General features: G+C 40.9%; 16 protein-coding genes and 2 riboswitches. Of the genes, 9 read left to right on the top strand and 7 right to left on the bottom strand.

The window, feature by feature from the left end:
- Positions 1 to 12: 12 nt before the first annotated feature.
- A complete protein-coding gene (locus tag ACFS5O_RS16950; RefSeq protein ID WP_205725902.1) occupies positions 13 to 801 on the top strand; it encodes an SDR family oxidoreductase in 789 nt (262 codons plus the stop codon).
- Between the two features lie 285 nt (positions 802 to 1086).
- Here the strand turns inward: ACFS5O_RS16950 and ACFS5O_RS16945 are convergent, their stop codons facing one another.
- The gene (locus tag ACFS5O_RS16945) at positions 1087 to 2295 is read right to left on the bottom strand and encodes an ornithine--oxo-acid transaminase (RefSeq protein WP_066392954.1); all 1209 of its coding nucleotides are present in this window, start codon (positions 2293 to 2295) and stop codon (positions 1087 to 1089) included.
- Between the two features lie 147 nt (positions 2296 to 2442).
- On the opposite strand from ACFS5O_RS16945, the gene ACFS5O_RS16940 reads away from it, so the two are divergent.
- Positions 2443 to 2799: a DUF1516 family protein gene (locus ACFS5O_RS16940; RefSeq protein WP_066392958.1), complete on the top strand. Its 357-nt coding sequence runs from the start codon at positions 2443 to 2445 to the stop codon at positions 2797 to 2799.
- 152 nt (positions 2800 to 2951) lie between these two features.
- Positions 2952 to 4730 (top strand): sensor domain-containing protein, encoded by a 1779-nt coding sequence (locus ACFS5O_RS16935; protein WP_205725903.1) that lies wholly within the window; start codon positions 2952 to 2954, stop codon positions 4728 to 4730.
- A gap of 146 nt (positions 4731 to 4876) precedes the next feature.
- On the opposite strand, the gene ACFS5O_RS16930 is transcribed toward ACFS5O_RS16935, so the two are convergent.
- The 6 genes from ACFS5O_RS16930 to ACFS5O_RS16905 form a co-directional block, all read right to left on the bottom strand.
- Positions 4877 to 5914 carry an ABC transporter permease gene (locus tag ACFS5O_RS16930; protein ID WP_205725904.1) on the bottom strand — a complete coding sequence of 346 codons (1038 nt, stop codon included), beginning with the start codon at positions 5912 to 5914 and terminating at the stop codon, positions 4877 to 4879.
- The gene (locus ACFS5O_RS16925; RefSeq protein ID WP_205725905.1) at positions 5895 to 7400 is read right to left on the bottom strand and encodes a sugar ABC transporter ATP-binding protein; all 1506 of its coding nucleotides are present in this window, start codon (positions 7398 to 7400) and stop codon (positions 5895 to 5897) included. The genes ACFS5O_RS16930 and ACFS5O_RS16925 overlap by 20 nt, the downstream gene beginning before the upstream one ends.
- Entirely contained in the window at positions 7397 to 8542 is a 1146-nt protein-coding gene (locus ACFS5O_RS16920) for a sugar ABC transporter substrate-binding protein (protein ID WP_205725906.1), read from the bottom strand. Before ACFS5O_RS16920 ends, ACFS5O_RS16925 begins: the two co-directional genes overlap by 4 nt.
- Entirely contained in the window at positions 8520 to 9587 is a 1068-nt protein-coding gene (gene mtnA / locus ACFS5O_RS16915; protein WP_205725907.1) for an S-methyl-5-thioribose-1-phosphate isomerase, read from the bottom strand. The genes ACFS5O_RS16920 and mtnA overlap by 23 nt, the downstream gene beginning before the upstream one ends.
- Positions 9588 to 9590: 3 nt before the next feature.
- A complete protein-coding gene (gene mtnK / locus ACFS5O_RS16910; RefSeq protein WP_205725908.1) occupies positions 9591 to 10808 on the bottom strand; it encodes an S-methyl-5-thioribose kinase in 1218 nt (405 codons plus the stop codon).
- 87 nt (positions 10809 to 10895) lie between these two features.
- A riboswitch (SAM riboswitch) is annotated at positions 10896 to 11061 on the bottom strand.
- A 105-nt stretch (positions 11062 to 11166) separates the two neighbouring features.
- On the bottom strand, positions 11167 to 11949 hold the full coding sequence (locus tag ACFS5O_RS16905) for a carbon-nitrogen family hydrolase (protein WP_205725909.1): 783 nt from the start codon (positions 11947 to 11949) through the stop codon (positions 11167 to 11169).
- 107 nt (positions 11950 to 12056) lie between these two features.
- Between ACFS5O_RS16905 and ACFS5O_RS16900 the strand changes: the two genes are divergently transcribed.
- The 6 genes from ACFS5O_RS16900 (at position 12057) to ACFS5O_RS16875 (ending at position 16779) form a co-directional block, all read left to right on the top strand.
- Positions 12057 to 13223 (top strand): pyridoxal phosphate-dependent aminotransferase, encoded by a 1167-nt coding sequence (locus ACFS5O_RS16900; RefSeq protein ID WP_205725910.1) that lies wholly within the window; start codon positions 12057 to 12059, stop codon positions 13221 to 13223.
- A 51-nt stretch (positions 13224 to 13274) separates the two neighbouring features.
- Entirely contained in the window at positions 13275 to 13403 is a 129-nt protein-coding gene (locus tag ACFS5O_RS16895; protein ID WP_318300192.1) for a hypothetical protein, read from the top strand.
- A 90-nt stretch (positions 13404 to 13493) separates the two neighbouring features.
- Positions 13494 to 13613, top strand: a riboswitch (SAM riboswitch).
- A gap of 77 nt (positions 13614 to 13690) precedes the next feature.
- Positions 13691 to 14932 carry a 2,3-diketo-5-methylthiopentyl-1-phosphate enolase gene (locus ACFS5O_RS16890; RefSeq protein WP_205725911.1) on the top strand — a complete coding sequence of 414 codons (1242 nt, stop codon included), beginning with the start codon at positions 13691 to 13693 and terminating at the stop codon, positions 14930 to 14932.
- Positions 14929 to 15603, top strand: a complete 675-nt coding sequence (locus ACFS5O_RS16885; protein ID WP_205725912.1) for a 2-hydroxy-3-keto-5-methylthiopentenyl-1-phosphate phosphatase — start codon at positions 14929 to 14931, stop codon at positions 15601 to 15603. Before ACFS5O_RS16890 ends, ACFS5O_RS16885 begins: the two co-directional genes overlap by 4 nt.
- Positions 15600 to 16265 (top strand): methylthioribulose 1-phosphate dehydratase, encoded by a 666-nt coding sequence (locus ACFS5O_RS16880; protein WP_205725913.1) that lies wholly within the window; start codon positions 15600 to 15602, stop codon positions 16263 to 16265. The genes ACFS5O_RS16885 and ACFS5O_RS16880 overlap by 4 nt, the downstream gene beginning before the upstream one ends.
- On the top strand, positions 16243 to 16779 hold the full coding sequence (locus tag ACFS5O_RS16875) for a 1,2-dihydroxy-3-keto-5-methylthiopentene dioxygenase (protein WP_205725914.1): 537 nt from the start codon (positions 16243 to 16245) through the stop codon (positions 16777 to 16779). The genes ACFS5O_RS16880 and ACFS5O_RS16875 overlap by 23 nt, the downstream gene beginning before the upstream one ends.
- The last annotated feature ends 38 nt before the right edge of the window (positions 16780 to 16817 follow it).

The raw sequence follows: 16817 nt of genomic DNA, 5'->3' as shown, positions 1-16817 counted from the left end.
GGTGAATGTGATATGGATTTAGGGCTAAAAGGAAAAAATGTACTTGTCCTTGCTTCAAGTAAAGGACTTGGAAAAGCTTGCGCACTTGAATTTGCACGAGAAGGTGCGAACGTGATGCTAACCAGCCGTGATGAAGAGCAGCTTTCTTTGACAGCGGAAGAGATAAAGCGGGAAACAGGCGCAGTGGTTACTTATAAAAAATGTGACATCACACAGCGCAATGAAATCGATGAGCTTGTAGCAACAGTAGTTGAGAAGTTTGGGAGTGTGGACGTGCTCGTAAACAATGCAGGAGGTCCTCCAGCTGGTACGTTCAATGATTTTGAAGATGAGCATTGGCAAGGTGCTTTTGAGTTAACGTTACTGAGTCTTGTGCGTTCCGTTCGAGCCGTTACGCCTAACATGATTAAAAACGGTGGAGGACGCATCGTGAATATCGCTTCTTCGTCCTTTAAACAGCCGATCGACGGACTCATCTTATCTAACACTTTCCGAACAGCCATTAACGGATTATCTAAGAGTCTTTCACAAGAGTTAGGGAAAGACGGCATTTTGATCAATACGATCGGGCCGGGACGAATTGGAACTGATCGAGTAGGTGAATTAGATCAAATGGTGGCTGAGAAAAAAGGAGTTTCTGCAGAAGAGGTCAGAACTTCCATGGAAAGTGGAATTCCGCTTGGTCGTTACGGTGAACCTGCAGAGTTTGCTAAGATGGTCGTGTTCCTTTGCTCTGATGCAAACACTTATATAACGGGGCAGTCACTGCTGATCGATGGCGGTATGGTGAAAGCACTATAATTGGAAGAAGCAGCTCACTCTGGCTGCTTCTTTTTTGAGTTAAGTGTGGGGTATAAGTTTCAGTGTAGATGTCAATTTTTGTAGACTCGTGGATAAACAGTGAAAACTTTTGGATTGGGAGCTAAAACTTCTGGATAAAATGCTAAAATTTTTGGATTGATCCATAAAAGTTGTGGATTCATCTATCAAACTGAGGATAAATCCCCTAGTGCGTATATGAAACTGAGCTCAATGATAGCCCCCAAAAAAAGCTGACTCCAAAAAGAGTCAGCCTCAGTCGATGATTTAAACAGAAAGTACTTTTTTAATGCGTTCGATCGCCCAATCTAGATCTTCATCAGAAATGATTAAAGGTGGCGCGAAACGAATAACGTTTTCGTGTGTTTCTTTACATAACAGGCCTTGTTCTTTTAAGCGCTCACAATATGGACGAGCGGGTTCGTTCAATTCAACACCTATAAAGAGACCTTTACCACGAACTTCTTTTATTACTGGATTATCGATCTTCTTTAGCTCGCCTAAGAAATATTCACCAAGTTTGAGTGAACGCTCAACTAAGTTTTCTTCTACAAGCACGTCTACAGAAGCTACAGATACCGCACAAGAAAGCGGGTTTCCACCGAATGTTGATCCGTGAGATCCAGGATTGAACACGCCGAGAATTTCGCGATTAGCTGCTACACATGAGATCGGCATTACACCACCGCCAAGTGCTTTTCCTAAGATGTACATGTCTGGCTCGATTTCTTCCCAGTCACAAGCAAACATTTTGCCAGAACGTCCAAGTCCAGATTGGATTTCATCCGCTACAAAAAGTACATTTTCGGACTTACAAACATCAAGAGCTTCCTTCAAGAAACCTTCGCGTGGAATAACGATTCCTGCTTCACCTTGGATCGGCTCTAGAATGAATGCAGCTGTATTAGGTGTAATGGCTGCTTTTAACGCGTCTAAGTCACCATAAGGAATTACTTTGATTCCCGGGAGCATCGGACCGAATCCACGTTGGTAATCAGGATCAGATGACATCGATACGGCTGTCATCGTACGTCCATGGAAGTTTCCTTCACAAACGATGATCTCAGCTTGATTATCCGCAACACCTTTTACATCATATGCCCAACGGCGAACAGCTTTAATAGCCGTCTCAACCGCTTCAGCACCTGTGTTCATCGGTAATACCATATCTTTCTTCGTTAGACTTGATACTTTTTCATAAAAGTCTCCAAGTTGGTCGTTATGGAATGCACGTGATGTTAGTGTTACTTTGTCTGCTTGGTCTTTTAGTGCTTGAATGATTTTAGGGTGGCGGTGCCCTTGGTTTACCGCAGAGTATGCACTTAGCATGTCCATGTAGCGGTTACCTTCTGGATCTGTTACCCATACACCTTCGGCTACCGAGATAACGATAGGAAGTGGATGATAGTTTTGTGCACCATATTGTTCCGTTTTTGAAATTACAGTTTCTGTATTTTTCGTTTCTGTCTGTTTCAAAGGAAACACCTCAATTCTGCAAGATTTCTCACATTGCTATTATAGCAATGAAAGTGCTTACTTTACAGAGGGAACTCATTTCATTGCCTAGTTTATAACAGTTCATGGTATAGTTATATGGAGAATTATACATAGGAGGATATATTTATGATTCATGCTCACGTAACATCTTGGTTCCTGGCGTTAATTTTGTTTTTTGTAACGTATATGCTATACAAAAAAAATGCCGGAAAAAAATCAAAAATTTTGCATATGATTCTTCGCGTTTTGTACTTAGCGATCCTTGCAACAGGAGGCCATATGCTTGCTGGTTATCTAACGGACCCTGGTATCGTTAATCAAGGACCGATTATCATCAAAGGAACTTTAGGAGTTGTTCTCATCGGTTTGATGGAGATCATCCTTGTACAAAGAAAACGTGGTGAAAGTCGCCTGCTGAACTGGGTGTTTTTCTGGATCACTTTATTATTAGTGTTATTCTACGGTTATTCCGTTCTTGGTTAATACTTTTAAAAGTCGCTCTTTACGGAGCGACTTTTTTATTTGTATAAAATAACCATCTATTGTTTTGTTAACAATGCCTCCTGTGCACCGATATAAATGATAGAAACGTATCACTATATTAATGGGGTTCATTGGACAGATGAGGTGTAAGAATGAAAGAGATGGATGAATATTTAGCGCTATCTCATTTAATCAAGATGAATACGAAAGAGATGGAAGAGCTTAATGATAACTTAATTGAATCTGAACAACGCTATAAGTCGTTGTTCGATCATAATCCAGATATGATCTATTCTATGGATTTAAAAGGGTATATAACGAGTGTAAATCATGCACTCGTTCAGTCCTTAGAGTATTCAGAAGAAGAGTTGCTCTCGACCCATGCACTGCAATTTGTATGTGAGGAAGATCATAAACGGGTCGTTGAACACTTTAGGCTTGCCATACATGATAAACCGCAAAATTTTGTGGCGAGTATTAAGAAAAAAGATGGCGGCCACATTTTAAACAGCATCACGAACATTCCCATTGTTGTGAACGATCAAGTTGTTGGTGTATATGGGATCGGAAAGAACATCACGTGGCAGAAGAAAGCGGAAGAAGAGATCGAACAACTTGCATTCCACGACTCGTTAACAGGTCTGCCAAATCGAAGTTTATTCGAAAAGAGGTTAAGAGAACTCGTCTCTGAAAGTGATCATTCAAACCAATTATTAGCTGTAATGTTTGTGGATATTGATCATTTCAAAATTATTAATGAGAGTTTAGGCCACCATATCGGAGACGTTGTGTTAAGGCATGTAAGCAATCAACTTAGACAGGTGATTCATAGTCAAGACTTACTATGCCGATTTGCTGGGGATTTATTTACATTAATCTTAACGATTGAAAAACCAGCTGATGTAATCGATACAGCAGATCGGATAGAAGAAGCGCTTCAATTGCCGATCTATCTTGATGGCCAAGAGTATACCGTTAGTACGTCGATTGGGGTCAGCATCTATCCAAATGATAGTACGAGTGCCGATGTTCTCATCAAGAATGCTGACACCGCTCTCCATAAAGCGAAAGAAAAGGGCAGAGGAAAGCGTGAATTCTTTACCGGTGATATGAACGCATTCACACTTGAACGGTTAAAGCTAGAAGGCTTTTTACGTAAGGCGGTTCAAAAGGGTGAGCTAGAACCTTACTTTCAGCCTCAATATTGTTTGAAAACGGAAAGAATTATTGGATTTGAAGCACTTGTAAGATGGAATCATCCTGAATTGGGACTAATTTCTCCAATGCAATTCATTCCTTTAGCTGAAGAAATCGGGCTTATTGATGAAATCGGGCGGTTTGTTCTATTCGAATCTTGTAAGCAACTTAAGAGATGGCATGATAATGGAGCTCCTACTCTTTCTGTTTCTGTTAATGTATCTGGTAGACAGTTTCAGAGGTTATCATTTGTCTATGAAGTAAAAGAAGCGATAGAAACGGCCGGAATATCCGCAGAATATCTACATCTCGAGTTAACAGAGAGTACGATGATTCAAAATGTACAATACAGTATCAGCATCATGCAAGAATTAAGAGAGCTAGGTGTTCGTTTATCGATCGACGATTTTGGTACGGGTTACAGTTCTCTGAGTTATTTAAAAGATTTCCCGGTCGATTATTTAAAAATCGATCAAAGCTTTATCAGACATCTTAGCGATGACTTCTTTAACACGAGTGATGCAGCGATCATTAAAGCAATCATTATGATGTGTGAAGGACTCTCTCTATCAACAGTGGCAGAAGGTGTTGAAACACATGAACAGATGAAATTACTACAAGAGTATGGCTGTCACACTGCTCAAGGATATATAATCAGCAAGCCTATGCCTGCTTGTGAGGCGAATGAGTTCTTAAGAAATTTCTTATCGGCAAAAAACAGCACAACTCCTTAAAGGGTGTGCTGTTTTTTGATTGATTCTATTAGAATTTTTGCTTTTTATTGTTTTGTATGTCTTTACCTTCATTGCTTGGTTGATTGAAGTGGAAGATGTGAGACTCCTACAGGACGAGCGGACAAGTGGAGACTCCTAATGGCGCATTATTTTTTCTTTTCATAATACATAAACGCCAGGGCACCGATCAGAATCGAACCTTTTACGATATCTTGTGCATAGTAAGGCACGTTCAGCATCGTTAAACCATTTAGAAGTATACCGATCAAAACAGCACCTACAAAAGTGCCGATCACATTCGGTTTTCCAGCACCAAATACAGAAAAGCCAATAAACGCAGCGGCAACACCATCCATCAATAGAGGAGCACCAGCGGAAACTTGGCCGGTTCCAATTCGTGCTGCTAACAGAATACCTGCAAGAGTGGCAAAGAATGCAGATAAAAGATAAGCATACATCTTGTAGCGCTGAACAGGGACACCAGATAGACGAGCAGCTTCTTCATTTCCTCCTGTAATGTATAATAATCTGCCGAAGCGAGTCTGCTGTAGAATGATATGAACAACAATAACCGCGATCAGCATGATGATGACAGGTACCGGAACAGACCATATTTCACCTTGACCAATATACAAGAAAGAAGGAAGGAAAACCCCAGGAGCTGTTCCACCTTCTGATAAAGGCATATTGTTGTAGATCGAAAATCCTTTTGTGAACGTAAGATGCAATCCATTGATGATATACATTACCGCTAATGTGGCGAGTAGATCTGGAAGCCTTACTTTTACAACGAAGAACGAGTTTAATAGACCTACTAATAGACCGATTGCTATCGGAATAAGAATGGCGACGATCGTTTCTTGGCGATATAGAACGAGAGCTGCTGCACTTGTAACCGTTGCAAGGCTCGCAGTGGATCCAACAGAAAGGTCAAAGCCCCCAACGATCAAGGATATGGTTACACCAATCGCAAGCAACGTAATGATAGAAACGGAGCGTAGGATATCCGTAAAGTTTTGATAGCTTAAGAACTTGTCGTTTGCAAGACTAAATCCAATAACGGTTAATAATATGACAAGAAGGGTACCGTATCGGTAAAGAAAAGGAAAGATCTTTTCTTGAAGTGAGAGTTTAGAAGTGTTTAGATCGTTCTCAACGTGTTCTTTATGAACGTACTGTGCCATAATGACCTCCAGTTGCATAGTGCATAATTTTTTCAGTGGTAGCTTCGTGTTTGTTTAATTCTCCGGCAATTTTCCCATCGTACATGACAAGGATTCGGTCACAAAAAGCGAGCAATTCTTGTATCTCACTCGTAAAATAGAGGACGCCCTTTTTATTAGCAGCTAAGTTCTTGATGCATTGAAACACATCTTGCTTAGCCCCAACATCAATCCCTTTAGTCGGTTCGTCAAAAATAAACACATCTCCGTCAGTAAGAAGCCATTTGCCGATCGATGCTTTCTGTTGATTTCCTCCGCTTAGATGGTTCAGCAAGAGTGAGGATTTTTGTGTCTTGATACCAAGCTGTTTAATCCATTTTTCCGCTTCTGTTTTTTCTTGTTTTCTTTGGATAAAACCAAACTTAGTAAACTGTTTTAAGACAGGCAAGGTTAAGTTTTCAACCACATTGTAATCAACAAGAATTCCTTCTTTACGTCGTTCTTCTGGGACGAACCCGATACCGGCCGAAATCGCTTTTTGAGGATTCGATACCCTTATTTTTTTCCCTTTCATGTAAAGAGAATCTTTAGATGGGTCTGCACCAAACAATGCTCTTGCCGTTTCTGTCTTACCTGCACCCACTAATCCGGCAACGCCAACAATTTCTCCTTCTCGAACAGATAGGGATACGGATTCACCTGTAGAAGGAATTCTGAACTGCTTCGCTTCTAAAAGGGTATCGCCTAGCATTCTATCTTCTTCATCATTCAATAGTTCAACCAATTCGTTGCCTAGCATCGCACGAACGATCTCTTCAGAAGAACAGTGAGATGTTTCTTTTGATAGAGTCACGTATCCATCTTTTAAGACCGTTACTCTTGTCGACAGTTCCATAATTTCAGGTAAGCGGTGTGAAATATAGATGATGCCCACGTCTTGCTTCTGAAGTTCACGAAGAACAGTAAACAGATGTTGAGCTTCTTTCGTGCTAAGTGCGGCTGTAGGTTCATCTAAAATAATAAATGAGATGTCTTCAGAAATTGCTTTTGCGATGAGTACCAACTGTTTCTCTGCTAAAGAACATCGAGAGAGGGGGATGGCTGGATCAAGTTTTAAGCCAACTCTGTTCAATAGTTCTTGAGCCACTCTGTATCTTTTTTTCCAAGAAAAAAAGGCAGGACCTTTGATAAAAGTATTCATCGTTACGTTTTCTGCGATACTTAATGAAGAGACGAGGGCAGTATCTACTTCTTGAACGACCATCTCAATGCCAGCTGCTTTTGCATGAGCCGGTGTGTTAATCGTCAGTTCTTTTTCATTCAAAGTGATGACACCGCCATCGCGTTCATAATCGCCTGAGAGTATCTTCATGAGTGTACTCTTACCAGCACCATTGGCTCCTAAAAGAGCATGGACCTCACCGCTTTTTACGGTAAAGTCCACTCCTTTTAATACAATCTGTTCACCAAATGATTTTTGTATAGAAGTTAATGAGAGTATCGTCATTGTTTATTATCCTTACTTAAGTTTTCCATCCACGGTGATGTTCCGGCATCAGATTTGCCCCAGCCTTCCACATACTTACCGATCTCATCCATAGATACTTTGGACTTAGGTAGATCTTCTTTTTCAACAAGGTGAGGTTGAACACTATAGATCTGTGGTGTTTCTTCACCGGCTACTTTTTGGTAGAGAAAGCGAACTTGTAATTTTCCAACATCAGCAGGATCTGTAGCTGCCGTTGACACCCATGGACTATCACTTTCTTGCATCAGTTGCAGATCTTCGTCACTAAGGTCGATTCCATATACTTTAATTTCCTCACGTCCTGCTTGTTGAATCGCACGTGTCACACCTTTAGCAAATTCGTCCCAAGGAGCGAACACCGCGTCAATGTCACCCTTTTTAGGATACTTTTGCAACAGGGCTTCCATTTGTGATTGTGTATCAAGCGCTGTATTCTGTGTTGCTGTACCAAAACGCGCGATCTCTTTGATCGAAGGATAACGTTTCTTGAAGGCTTCATACATAACGTTTCTTCTTTCCATTGGTGTGAAACCACCTACCCAAACGTATACGATCTCACCTTTTCCATTTAAGTCTTGCGCCATGCTTCGCAGAGCATTCCACGAAAGGCTATAATCATCCTGGTCGATAACGGTTACACCTGGTATGTTGATATCACTATCAAAAGCGACAACAGGAATTCCTGCTGCAACTGCTTTTTTTACACTTGGTGCGATCGCATCAGCACGACCATGATCAATTAAGATTCCATCTACTTGTTGGTTAACGGCTGTTTCTACATACGCTGCCATTTTTGAAAGGTCGTTATCAGCGTTATAGACCTGCACCTCACCACCGAACTCTTCCACTTGCTTCTTTACACCACTAATATATTGAGAGGAGAACGTCCCGATAGAGAACTGGTTGATTGAAGCGATTTTTAATGGCTTCTGAAGCTGTTCTGGAACTTTGCTTGACGTTGAAGCGGTATTTTTTTGTTTTGATTGCGACTCATTTGCGGCAGCTGGTTTGGATTCTGTCTTATTGGAAAGAGCATCTTGTTCATTTGTGCATCCTGTTAAGAACAAGGCAGTAGTAAGGCAAGCGGTTGCCAAGACTTTATAAGGTCTCAATGCTTTCATCCTCCTTAAGTGTAGATAGGGCTTCTTGATAATTACCGCTCACGATTCCTTTTTCTGTAATGATTGCTGATATGTATTCAGCGGGAGTTACATCGAAAGCTGGATTGAAGACTTTAATTCCTTCTGGAGCAATGCGAACTCCGTTTAGGTGCGTGACTTCTTCTTCAGGGCGTTCTTCGATCGGAATATCCTCGCCGCTAGATGTTTTGAGATCTAACGTAGATAGAGGACATGCTACATAAAAGGGAATTCCGAGTGCTCTCGCTTGAAGTGCAAGACCAAAAGTCCCGATTTTGTTAGCTGTATCCCCGTTTGCTGCCACGCGATCACATCCAACGATAACGGCTTTGATATTCTTTGTTTTTAAAGTGTGCGCTGCCATATTATCCGTAATTAGCGTCACAGCAATATCGTTTGCTTGAAGCTCCCATGCAGTTAAACGAGATCCTTGTAAGACAGGACGCGTTTCGTTCGCGTATACAGAAAGATTCCAACCCTGCTCTTTTGCAAGATGAAAAGGAGCTAAAGCTGTTCCGTATTTGCTTGTCGCGATAGCACCTGCATTACAGATCGTCATGACAGCATCTCCGTCTTGAAGAAGGGATAACGCGTACTCACCAATCTTTCTGCATGTATTTTCGTCTTCTTCTTGAATTAAAAGTGCTTCAGCTTCAATGTTTTTTTTCGCCTCTTCTACAGAAGCGGATCGTTTGGCAGATGCGACAACACGATCTAACGCCCAGAATAAATTAACAGCAGTAGGGCGAGAGGAGGCTAAATAATCTCTTTGTTTTTTCAATTTTGATAGAAATGAAAAATGATCAACCTCTTTTTCAGAATTACTCCAAAGTGCAAGTCCGAATGCAGCAGCGATTCCGATCGCAGGAGCGCCTCTAACTTTAAGCTTTGAAATGGCGTCCCATACGTGTTCAATCGTGGTTACATTTAAGTAAACCGTATGATGGGGAAGTTGTTGTTGATCTAATATAAGAAGGTGGTTACCTCTGTATCGAACAGAAGGAACCCACTTTTCAGCTACAGTCATAATTTAAGCACCTCTAATCCAGTCAGTAAGTTCTGTGATGTTTGTAAGTTTTCTCTGATTCTTAATCAGTTTTGCACCTAGCTCTAGGGCTGTTTTTTTATAAAAGAGCTCCACTTCTTTTTGGGGAATAGAGTCTAGATCAGCTACATGTGCAAGTCCGATCGTTCTTCGAATGATTTCACAACCAGCAAATCCAATCGCTTCTTGAAACGTTTTTTCTAAGAAATTTTCAAGAACACCCAAAATCTTGGCAAAAGGATCTGTCGCTTTCTCGTTCCAAAGCTGTGTGAATGTTTCACTGTATGTTTCCCAAGTTTTTTCGATGGTTTCTAAAAGATAAGTTTGTAAAGTCTCTCGATGAAACGGCTCTTTCGCATGAGCATTTTGAGAAAGGTGATTAAGAGCAAGGTTCGCTATGAAATGAGCGATATCAAATCCTGCTGGGCCATAGAACGCAAACTCAGGATCGATCACTTTAGTAGAATCGCTTTTCACAAAAATACTTCCAGAATGTAGATCACCATGAAGGAGGACTTCAGCTTTTGTTAAGAATGAAAGTCTGAGTTGAGCTACTTCTTTTAGAAGCTCTGTGTCGTTCCAAATGACATCAACTTCACTTTGAAGTTCAGCAGGGAAGTCGTTCGTTTCGATGTTGAAAAAAGGATCTGTGAACACTAAGTCTTCAGTGATCTTACACAGTTCAGGGTTTGAGAATCGTTTCACTTGTTCTTTCTTTTCAAACGGATGAAGATAAAAGTCGCTAGAATAAAAAGCTGTCTTAGCTGCAAACGTTCCAATGTCATTAGCAAGTTGTGGGTAGATCTGTCCTTCAATTAGCCCTTTTCGAAGAATGACATGATCAGATAAATCTTCCATAACCGTTACGGCAAGTGTTGAATCTGAATACAAAACTTTAGGAACTAAGTGAGGAACTGATTCGGCTTCTTTTAGTAAGGCTTCGCTCTCAATACGTGCACGGTCTAGTGTTAACGGCCAACTTTCGCCAACCACTTTTGCATATGGAAGTGCTTGTTTGACGATCACCGCTTTTTTAGAGAGTGCACTTTCTATATGAAAAACAAGGTTTAAGTTGCCATCTCCAATCTCTTTAACAAGCAGTTGGCTATGTTCGGATTCATCGAAAAATGCTAAAGGTTTTACCACATCAAGGACTGTCAGTTTATTTAACGGTTCATATGTAGGTTTTACTTGTACGCTCATTTTTGTTCCCCCCGGAAAGTTTTTTTACAAATAAAAAGAGCCTCTTTTCGTATAAGAAAAGAGGCTCGGAATGATGATTTCCCGCGCCTCTTATCTTAGCAAAACAAAATTGTTTCGCCGGAATTAGCACCGTGCCATACGCTGACTAAATCAGCGGCTCCCCATATAATGCGGGCGCCCCATCTTGCAATGGTATTACGGTCGGTTGCTGGGTTTCATCGGGCCATATCCCTCCACCTGCTCTTGATAAGAGACCAAAATTATTCGTTTTTTTAATGCGTAATAATATTCACGCAATTCATAATCGTTATACTACAACGTGATGTGAAGATCTGTCAACACAATTTTTCAAAAAGGTTTAATACAGGTCTGTTCGACGGTCGTTAAACACAGGAACCTTTTCGCGTACTTCGTCTACTAATTCAGGTGATATCTCTGCTGTAATGGTCTCCTCATCGTGTACAGATCCTTCAGCGATAATATCTCCCCAAGGGTCAATGATCAACGATTGACCGGCAAAGGTATTTTTAGGATCGCTTCCGACCCGATTGCATGCAACCACGTAGCATTGATTCTCTATAGCACGTGCGATAAGCAGAGCTCGCCAATGAGATTGTCTTTGAATGGGCCATTCTGCGGGAACGAATAAAACCTTAGCGCCGTTTAAGAAAGGAGCACGAATCCATTCAGGAAATCGAATGTCATAACAGATTGCAAGTGTGGAAAGGGTGCCATCGAGTGTAAACAGTGTACTGATATTCCCGGGAGAGATATACTTTTCTTCTTCCATCAATGTGATTAGATGAGCTTTTGAGTACGTAGAGATCGGTTCACCGTTTCGGCTGTAGGTGAGAGAAGTGTTAAATACTTCATCCTCATCACGGTAAGCGATAGAACCGCCAACAATATTGATATCAAGTTCTTTTGATAAGGAGCTTAACCAGTGCTTTGCTCTCTCGCCATTCTCATCGCTAATCTCATCTAAGCGTGTTAGGTCATATCCTGTATCCCATAGTTCTGGGAGAACAATCGTATCAGGTTGATGCTGAACAACTGCTTCACGAATTTTATTTTCAATGTGTTCATAGTTTTTTTTAGGATCGCCATAATGTATGTCGACTTGAATGCAGGCAATTTTCATGATTGTATCCTCCAGATTGTAAAAAAGTCTTTACAGAATTTCCTTAAGCGTATAACATAACTGATTAGAATTTCAAGAACATTCAAATTAGACTGGAAGTGATCGTCGTGAAACGTTTTGAACAGGCAGAAGTGATGGGGAAATTGCCAGAGCAATTTTTCGCCAAGCTTGTAAAAAAAGTATCTCACTATGTGGAGCAAGGCTATGACGTTATTAATCTAGGACAAGGAAATCCCGATCGACCAACGCCACAGCATATCGTTGAAGCATTGAAGGAAGGTGCAGAAAGACCTGACTTTCATAAATACTCCCCGTTTCGAGGACACGGATTCTTAAAGCAGGCTGCTGCCGATTTTTATCAAAGAGAGTATGGTGTGACCTTAGATCCTGATAAAGAAGTAGCTATTCTCTTTGGGGGAAAAGTGGGATTAGTAGAGTTATCACAGTGCTACTTAAACCCAGGAGATGTTGCCCTCGTTCCAGATCCAGGATACCCGGATTACTGGTCAGGTGTAGCAATGGCTGGTGCTTCGATGGAGACAATGCCTTTAAGAAAAGAAAATGAATTCCTCCCGAAGTACGATGATTTACATGAAACGGTCTTGAACAAAGCAAAGCTTATGTTCTTAAACTATCCGAACAATCCTACAGCAGGTGTTGCAACGGAATCATTTTTTAAAGAGACAGTAGAACTCGCTAACAAACATGATATTCTCGTTTGCCATGATTTTGCTTATGGAGCTATTGGATTTGAAGGACAGAAGCCGATCAGCTTTCTACAGACCGAAGGAGCAAAAGACGTAGGCATAGAGATCTATACCCTTTCTAAAACGTATAACATGGCAGGATGGCGCGTTGGTTTCGCGGTTGGAAATGAATCTGTCATCGAATCCATTAATCTACTTCAAGATCATTTTTATGTAAGCTTGTTTGGAGCGGTTCAGCATGCAGCAGCTGAGGCATTGAACGGCTCACAGCAATGTGTGGATGAACTGGTAGATACATATGAAAGACGCCGAAATGCATTCATCGGACGTTTGAATGAAAACGGATGGAACGTGGAATCGCCAAAAGGTTCCTTCTTCTGCTGGCTACCTGTACCTGAAGGGTATACATCAGAAACGTTCGCTGACTATTTGCTTGAGAAAGCACATGTCGTCGTCGCACCTGGCATCGGATTTGGAAGTGAAGGCGATCGATATGTACGTGCCGGCTTACTAACGTCAGAAGAACGTCTGATAGAGGCTGCTGATCGAATTACTAAATTGTTTTAGAAGTTTTATTTAATTCTTTATGCCTCTTTGATTAGTTGAATGGAGTGTAAGATGCGAGACTCCTACGGGACAGGCGGGCAGGTGAGACACTTAAGAGTGAAACGTACGAATGTGGCTCACCTTCTGCCCCGTGGAAAGCGAGTATCTGGAACGGAGATCAACATCTTTCAAAAACTTTAAAGCTTACTAATAAGATATTGAAGATTTTGGTTGACAGATCCTTCATACCCTGTCATAATCACAATTAAAATTATATTCTAACAATTTGCACTCTTATTAAGAGCAGGTGGAGGGACTAGCCCGATGAAACCCGGCAACCATTCAGTTAATTTTTCTTAACTGAAAACGGTGCTAATTCTTGCAGTCGAACGTTTGACTGAGAGATAAGAGGAAGCGGAACTGTCAATATGTAGACACCCCTTCCTCGTGAAGGGGTTTTTTGCGTTTTTGAAAGGAGAACTACGAACATGAGTAAAATTACAGCAACGTACTTGGTACATGATAAAAAAGAAAATCTATACAAAAAAGCGGAAGGCATTGCGCTAGGACTTACTGTAGGTTCATGGACTGATCTTCCTCAACTTGAGCAAGAACAGCTAAAAAAACATAAAGGTATCGTGGAAGAAGTCATTGAACTTCCTGAAGATCCACGTACAGATCAATTTTTAGGAAGTAAAAGAACTAGAGGCTTACTTAAGATTTCCTATCCATCAGCAAACTTTTCAAATGACATTCCCGCTATACTAACGACGGTTTTCGGTAAACTTTCGTTAGATGGTGAGATCAAACTCGTAGATTTAGAGTTTGATAAGAATCTAGAACAGCAATTTCCTGGTCCAAAGTTTGGGATAACTGGAATCCGAGATATCTTAGGCGTACATAACCGTCCACTTGTTATGAGTATTTTTAAAGGGGTGCTCGGAAAAGATCTATCATTCTTCAAACAACAATTATATGAGCAGGCTTTAGGCGGGGTAGATCTTGTGAAAGATGATGAAATTCTATTTGAGAACCCACTTACGCCTTTTGAAGAAAGAGTAAGAATCGCTAAAGAAGTTTTAAAGTCCGTTCATGAGCGAACTGGCGAAAAGACGCTCTACGCAGTTAACTTGACAGGCAGAACGAGTGGACTTCGAGATAAAGCGCGGCGCGCAGCAGAATTAGGTGCTAACGCATTATTGTTTAACGTACTATCCTATGGACCAGATGTATTACAAGAATTGGCAGAAGATAAAGAGATACCTCTTCCAATCATGGCGCATCCTGCACTATCTGGAGCTATAGGATCATCATCTCTCTACGGGATTGGTTATTCCGTTTTATTGGGTAAACTGCTTCGTTATGCAGGGGCAGATCTGGTGTTGTTCCCATCACCATATGGAAGCGTAGCCCTTGATCGTAACGAAACCCTAAGTATTGCGGGTGCCTTAACAACAGATAGCATCTCATTAAACAAGTCGTTCCCAGTTCCATCAGCAGGTATCCACCCAGGTTTAACACCGGTTTTATACAATGACTTCGGATTGGACAGTGTTATAAACGCAGGTGGAGGAATACATGGTCATCCAGATGGAGCAGCAGGTGGAGCACGTGCCTTCCGTCAAGCGATAGATGCCGTCGTTAAAGGGGAAGACTTTGAGAGTTTTGCAGAAAAACATCTAGAACTACAAAAAGCATTAGAGCTTTGGGGTGGTGTTCCAGTAAAATGACAACTCTACACCAATCGGTAATCTTTTGTGATTTTGATGGAACTGTAACTGAGAAAGATAATATCGTTGCGATCATGGAAGAATTTTCACCCGAGGGCTGGCAGCCGATCGTGAATGAAATCTTGAATGAAACCATCTCGATTCGAGAAGGAGTCGGTAAATTGTTTTCGAGAATCTCTTCGGACAAAAAGGAAGAGATCATTGAATTCGTTGTAACACGTTCTAAGATTAGAGACGGTTTTCAGGAATTTATCTCATTTACTCAAAGTGAGAGGATTCCACTTTACATCGTTAGCGGTGGTATTGATTTTTTTGTTCATCCTGTACTAGAGAACAAACTAGAAAAAGACTATGTTTTTTGTAACGCAAGTGATTTTACAAACGACATGATAAAAATCACTTGGCCGAATGTATGTGATGATCAATGTGACAATGATTGTGGATGTTGTAAACCGTCTGTTATAAGGCGGCTGGAAGAGAAGTTTCCCCGAGCTGAAAAGATTGTGATCGGGGATTCGATTACTGATCTTCAAGCTTCTAAGATGGCTGATGTTGTTTTCGCAAGAGATTATCTGATTGAAAAATGTGAAGAAAACCAAATACCATACACACCATTTGAAACCTTTCATGACATCATTCATGTCTTAGAGAAAAGAGGTGTAAAAAGTTGAGTAAACAACAGCGCTGGAATGAGCTTGCAGATGTTAAGGATGAACTGGCATCAAGAGACTGGTTTCCTGGAACCAGTGGTAACGTATCCATTAAAGTAAGCGATTCACCTCTCGCTTTTTACGTTTCTGCAAGCGGAAAAGATAAAACAAAACGTACCTCAGAAGACTTTCTTTTAGTGGATCAGTTCGGTGAACCGGTAGAAGAAACGCATTTGAAAGCTTCGGCAGAAACAGGTATTCATTGTGAAGTGTATCGGTTAACGAAAGCAGGCTGTTGTTTACACGTTCACACCGTGGATAATAACTTAATCTCTGAATTGTATGGTGATGCAGGAGAGATTACATTCCAAGGCCAAGAACTGATTAAAGCATTTGGGATATGGGAGGAAGAAGGCCGTATCACGGTTCCGATCGTTGAAAATTATGCTGATCTTTCGAAGCTGTCTGAAGCAGTGGGTACAGTAATCAAACAGGATACAAAAGCTGTCTTGATTCGCAATCATGGTATTACCGTATGGGGAAGAAATGCTTTTGAAGCGAAGAAACATTTAGAAGCTTTTGAGTTTCTTTTCTCTTACCACATCAAGTTACAAACTTTAAACGTTTTAAATAAAAATCAATCATTTGGAGGCGTTAAAAATGGCACAACTACGATTTCATGATAACAACGAAAGAATTGAAAAACAGAGTGAGGTAGAAGCGTATCTGAACTCTCAAGAAGTTATATACGAGAAATGGGACATTGAAAAACTTCCAGCGCATCTTCGTGAAAATTTCTCGTTAAGTGATAAGGACAAAGCAGAAGTGATTCAAACCTTCCGCAGTGAGATCGATGATATTTCTGAGCGCAGAGGATATGTGACAGAAGATGTTATCTCACTTTCTGATGCGACACCAAACTTAGATGAGCTATTGAAAAACTTCTTATCAGAACATCATCACACGGATGATGAAGTACGCTTTATCGTTTCTGGACATGGAATCTTTGCGATCGAAGGACCTAATGGAAGATTCTTCGATGTTGAACTTGAACCAGGAGACCTTATCTCTGTTCCAGAAAATTTCCGTCACTATTTCACGCTGCAAGAAGATCGTAAAGTAGTAGCGGTTCGCATCTTTAAATCAAAAGAAGGCTGGGTTCCAATCTACGATAAACAGCCCCAAGAAGCTCAATAATATACAGAGCACACCATTTCATTCGAACGAAATGGTGT

Source organism: Fictibacillus nanhaiensis (assembly GCF_042686385.1).
Lineage (GTDB): Bacteria > Bacillota > Bacilli > Bacillales > Fictibacillaceae > Fictibacillus > Fictibacillus nanhaiensis.
Note: the sequence above shows the minus strand (reverse complement) of the source record. Positions and strands in the feature narration are given on the sequence as shown.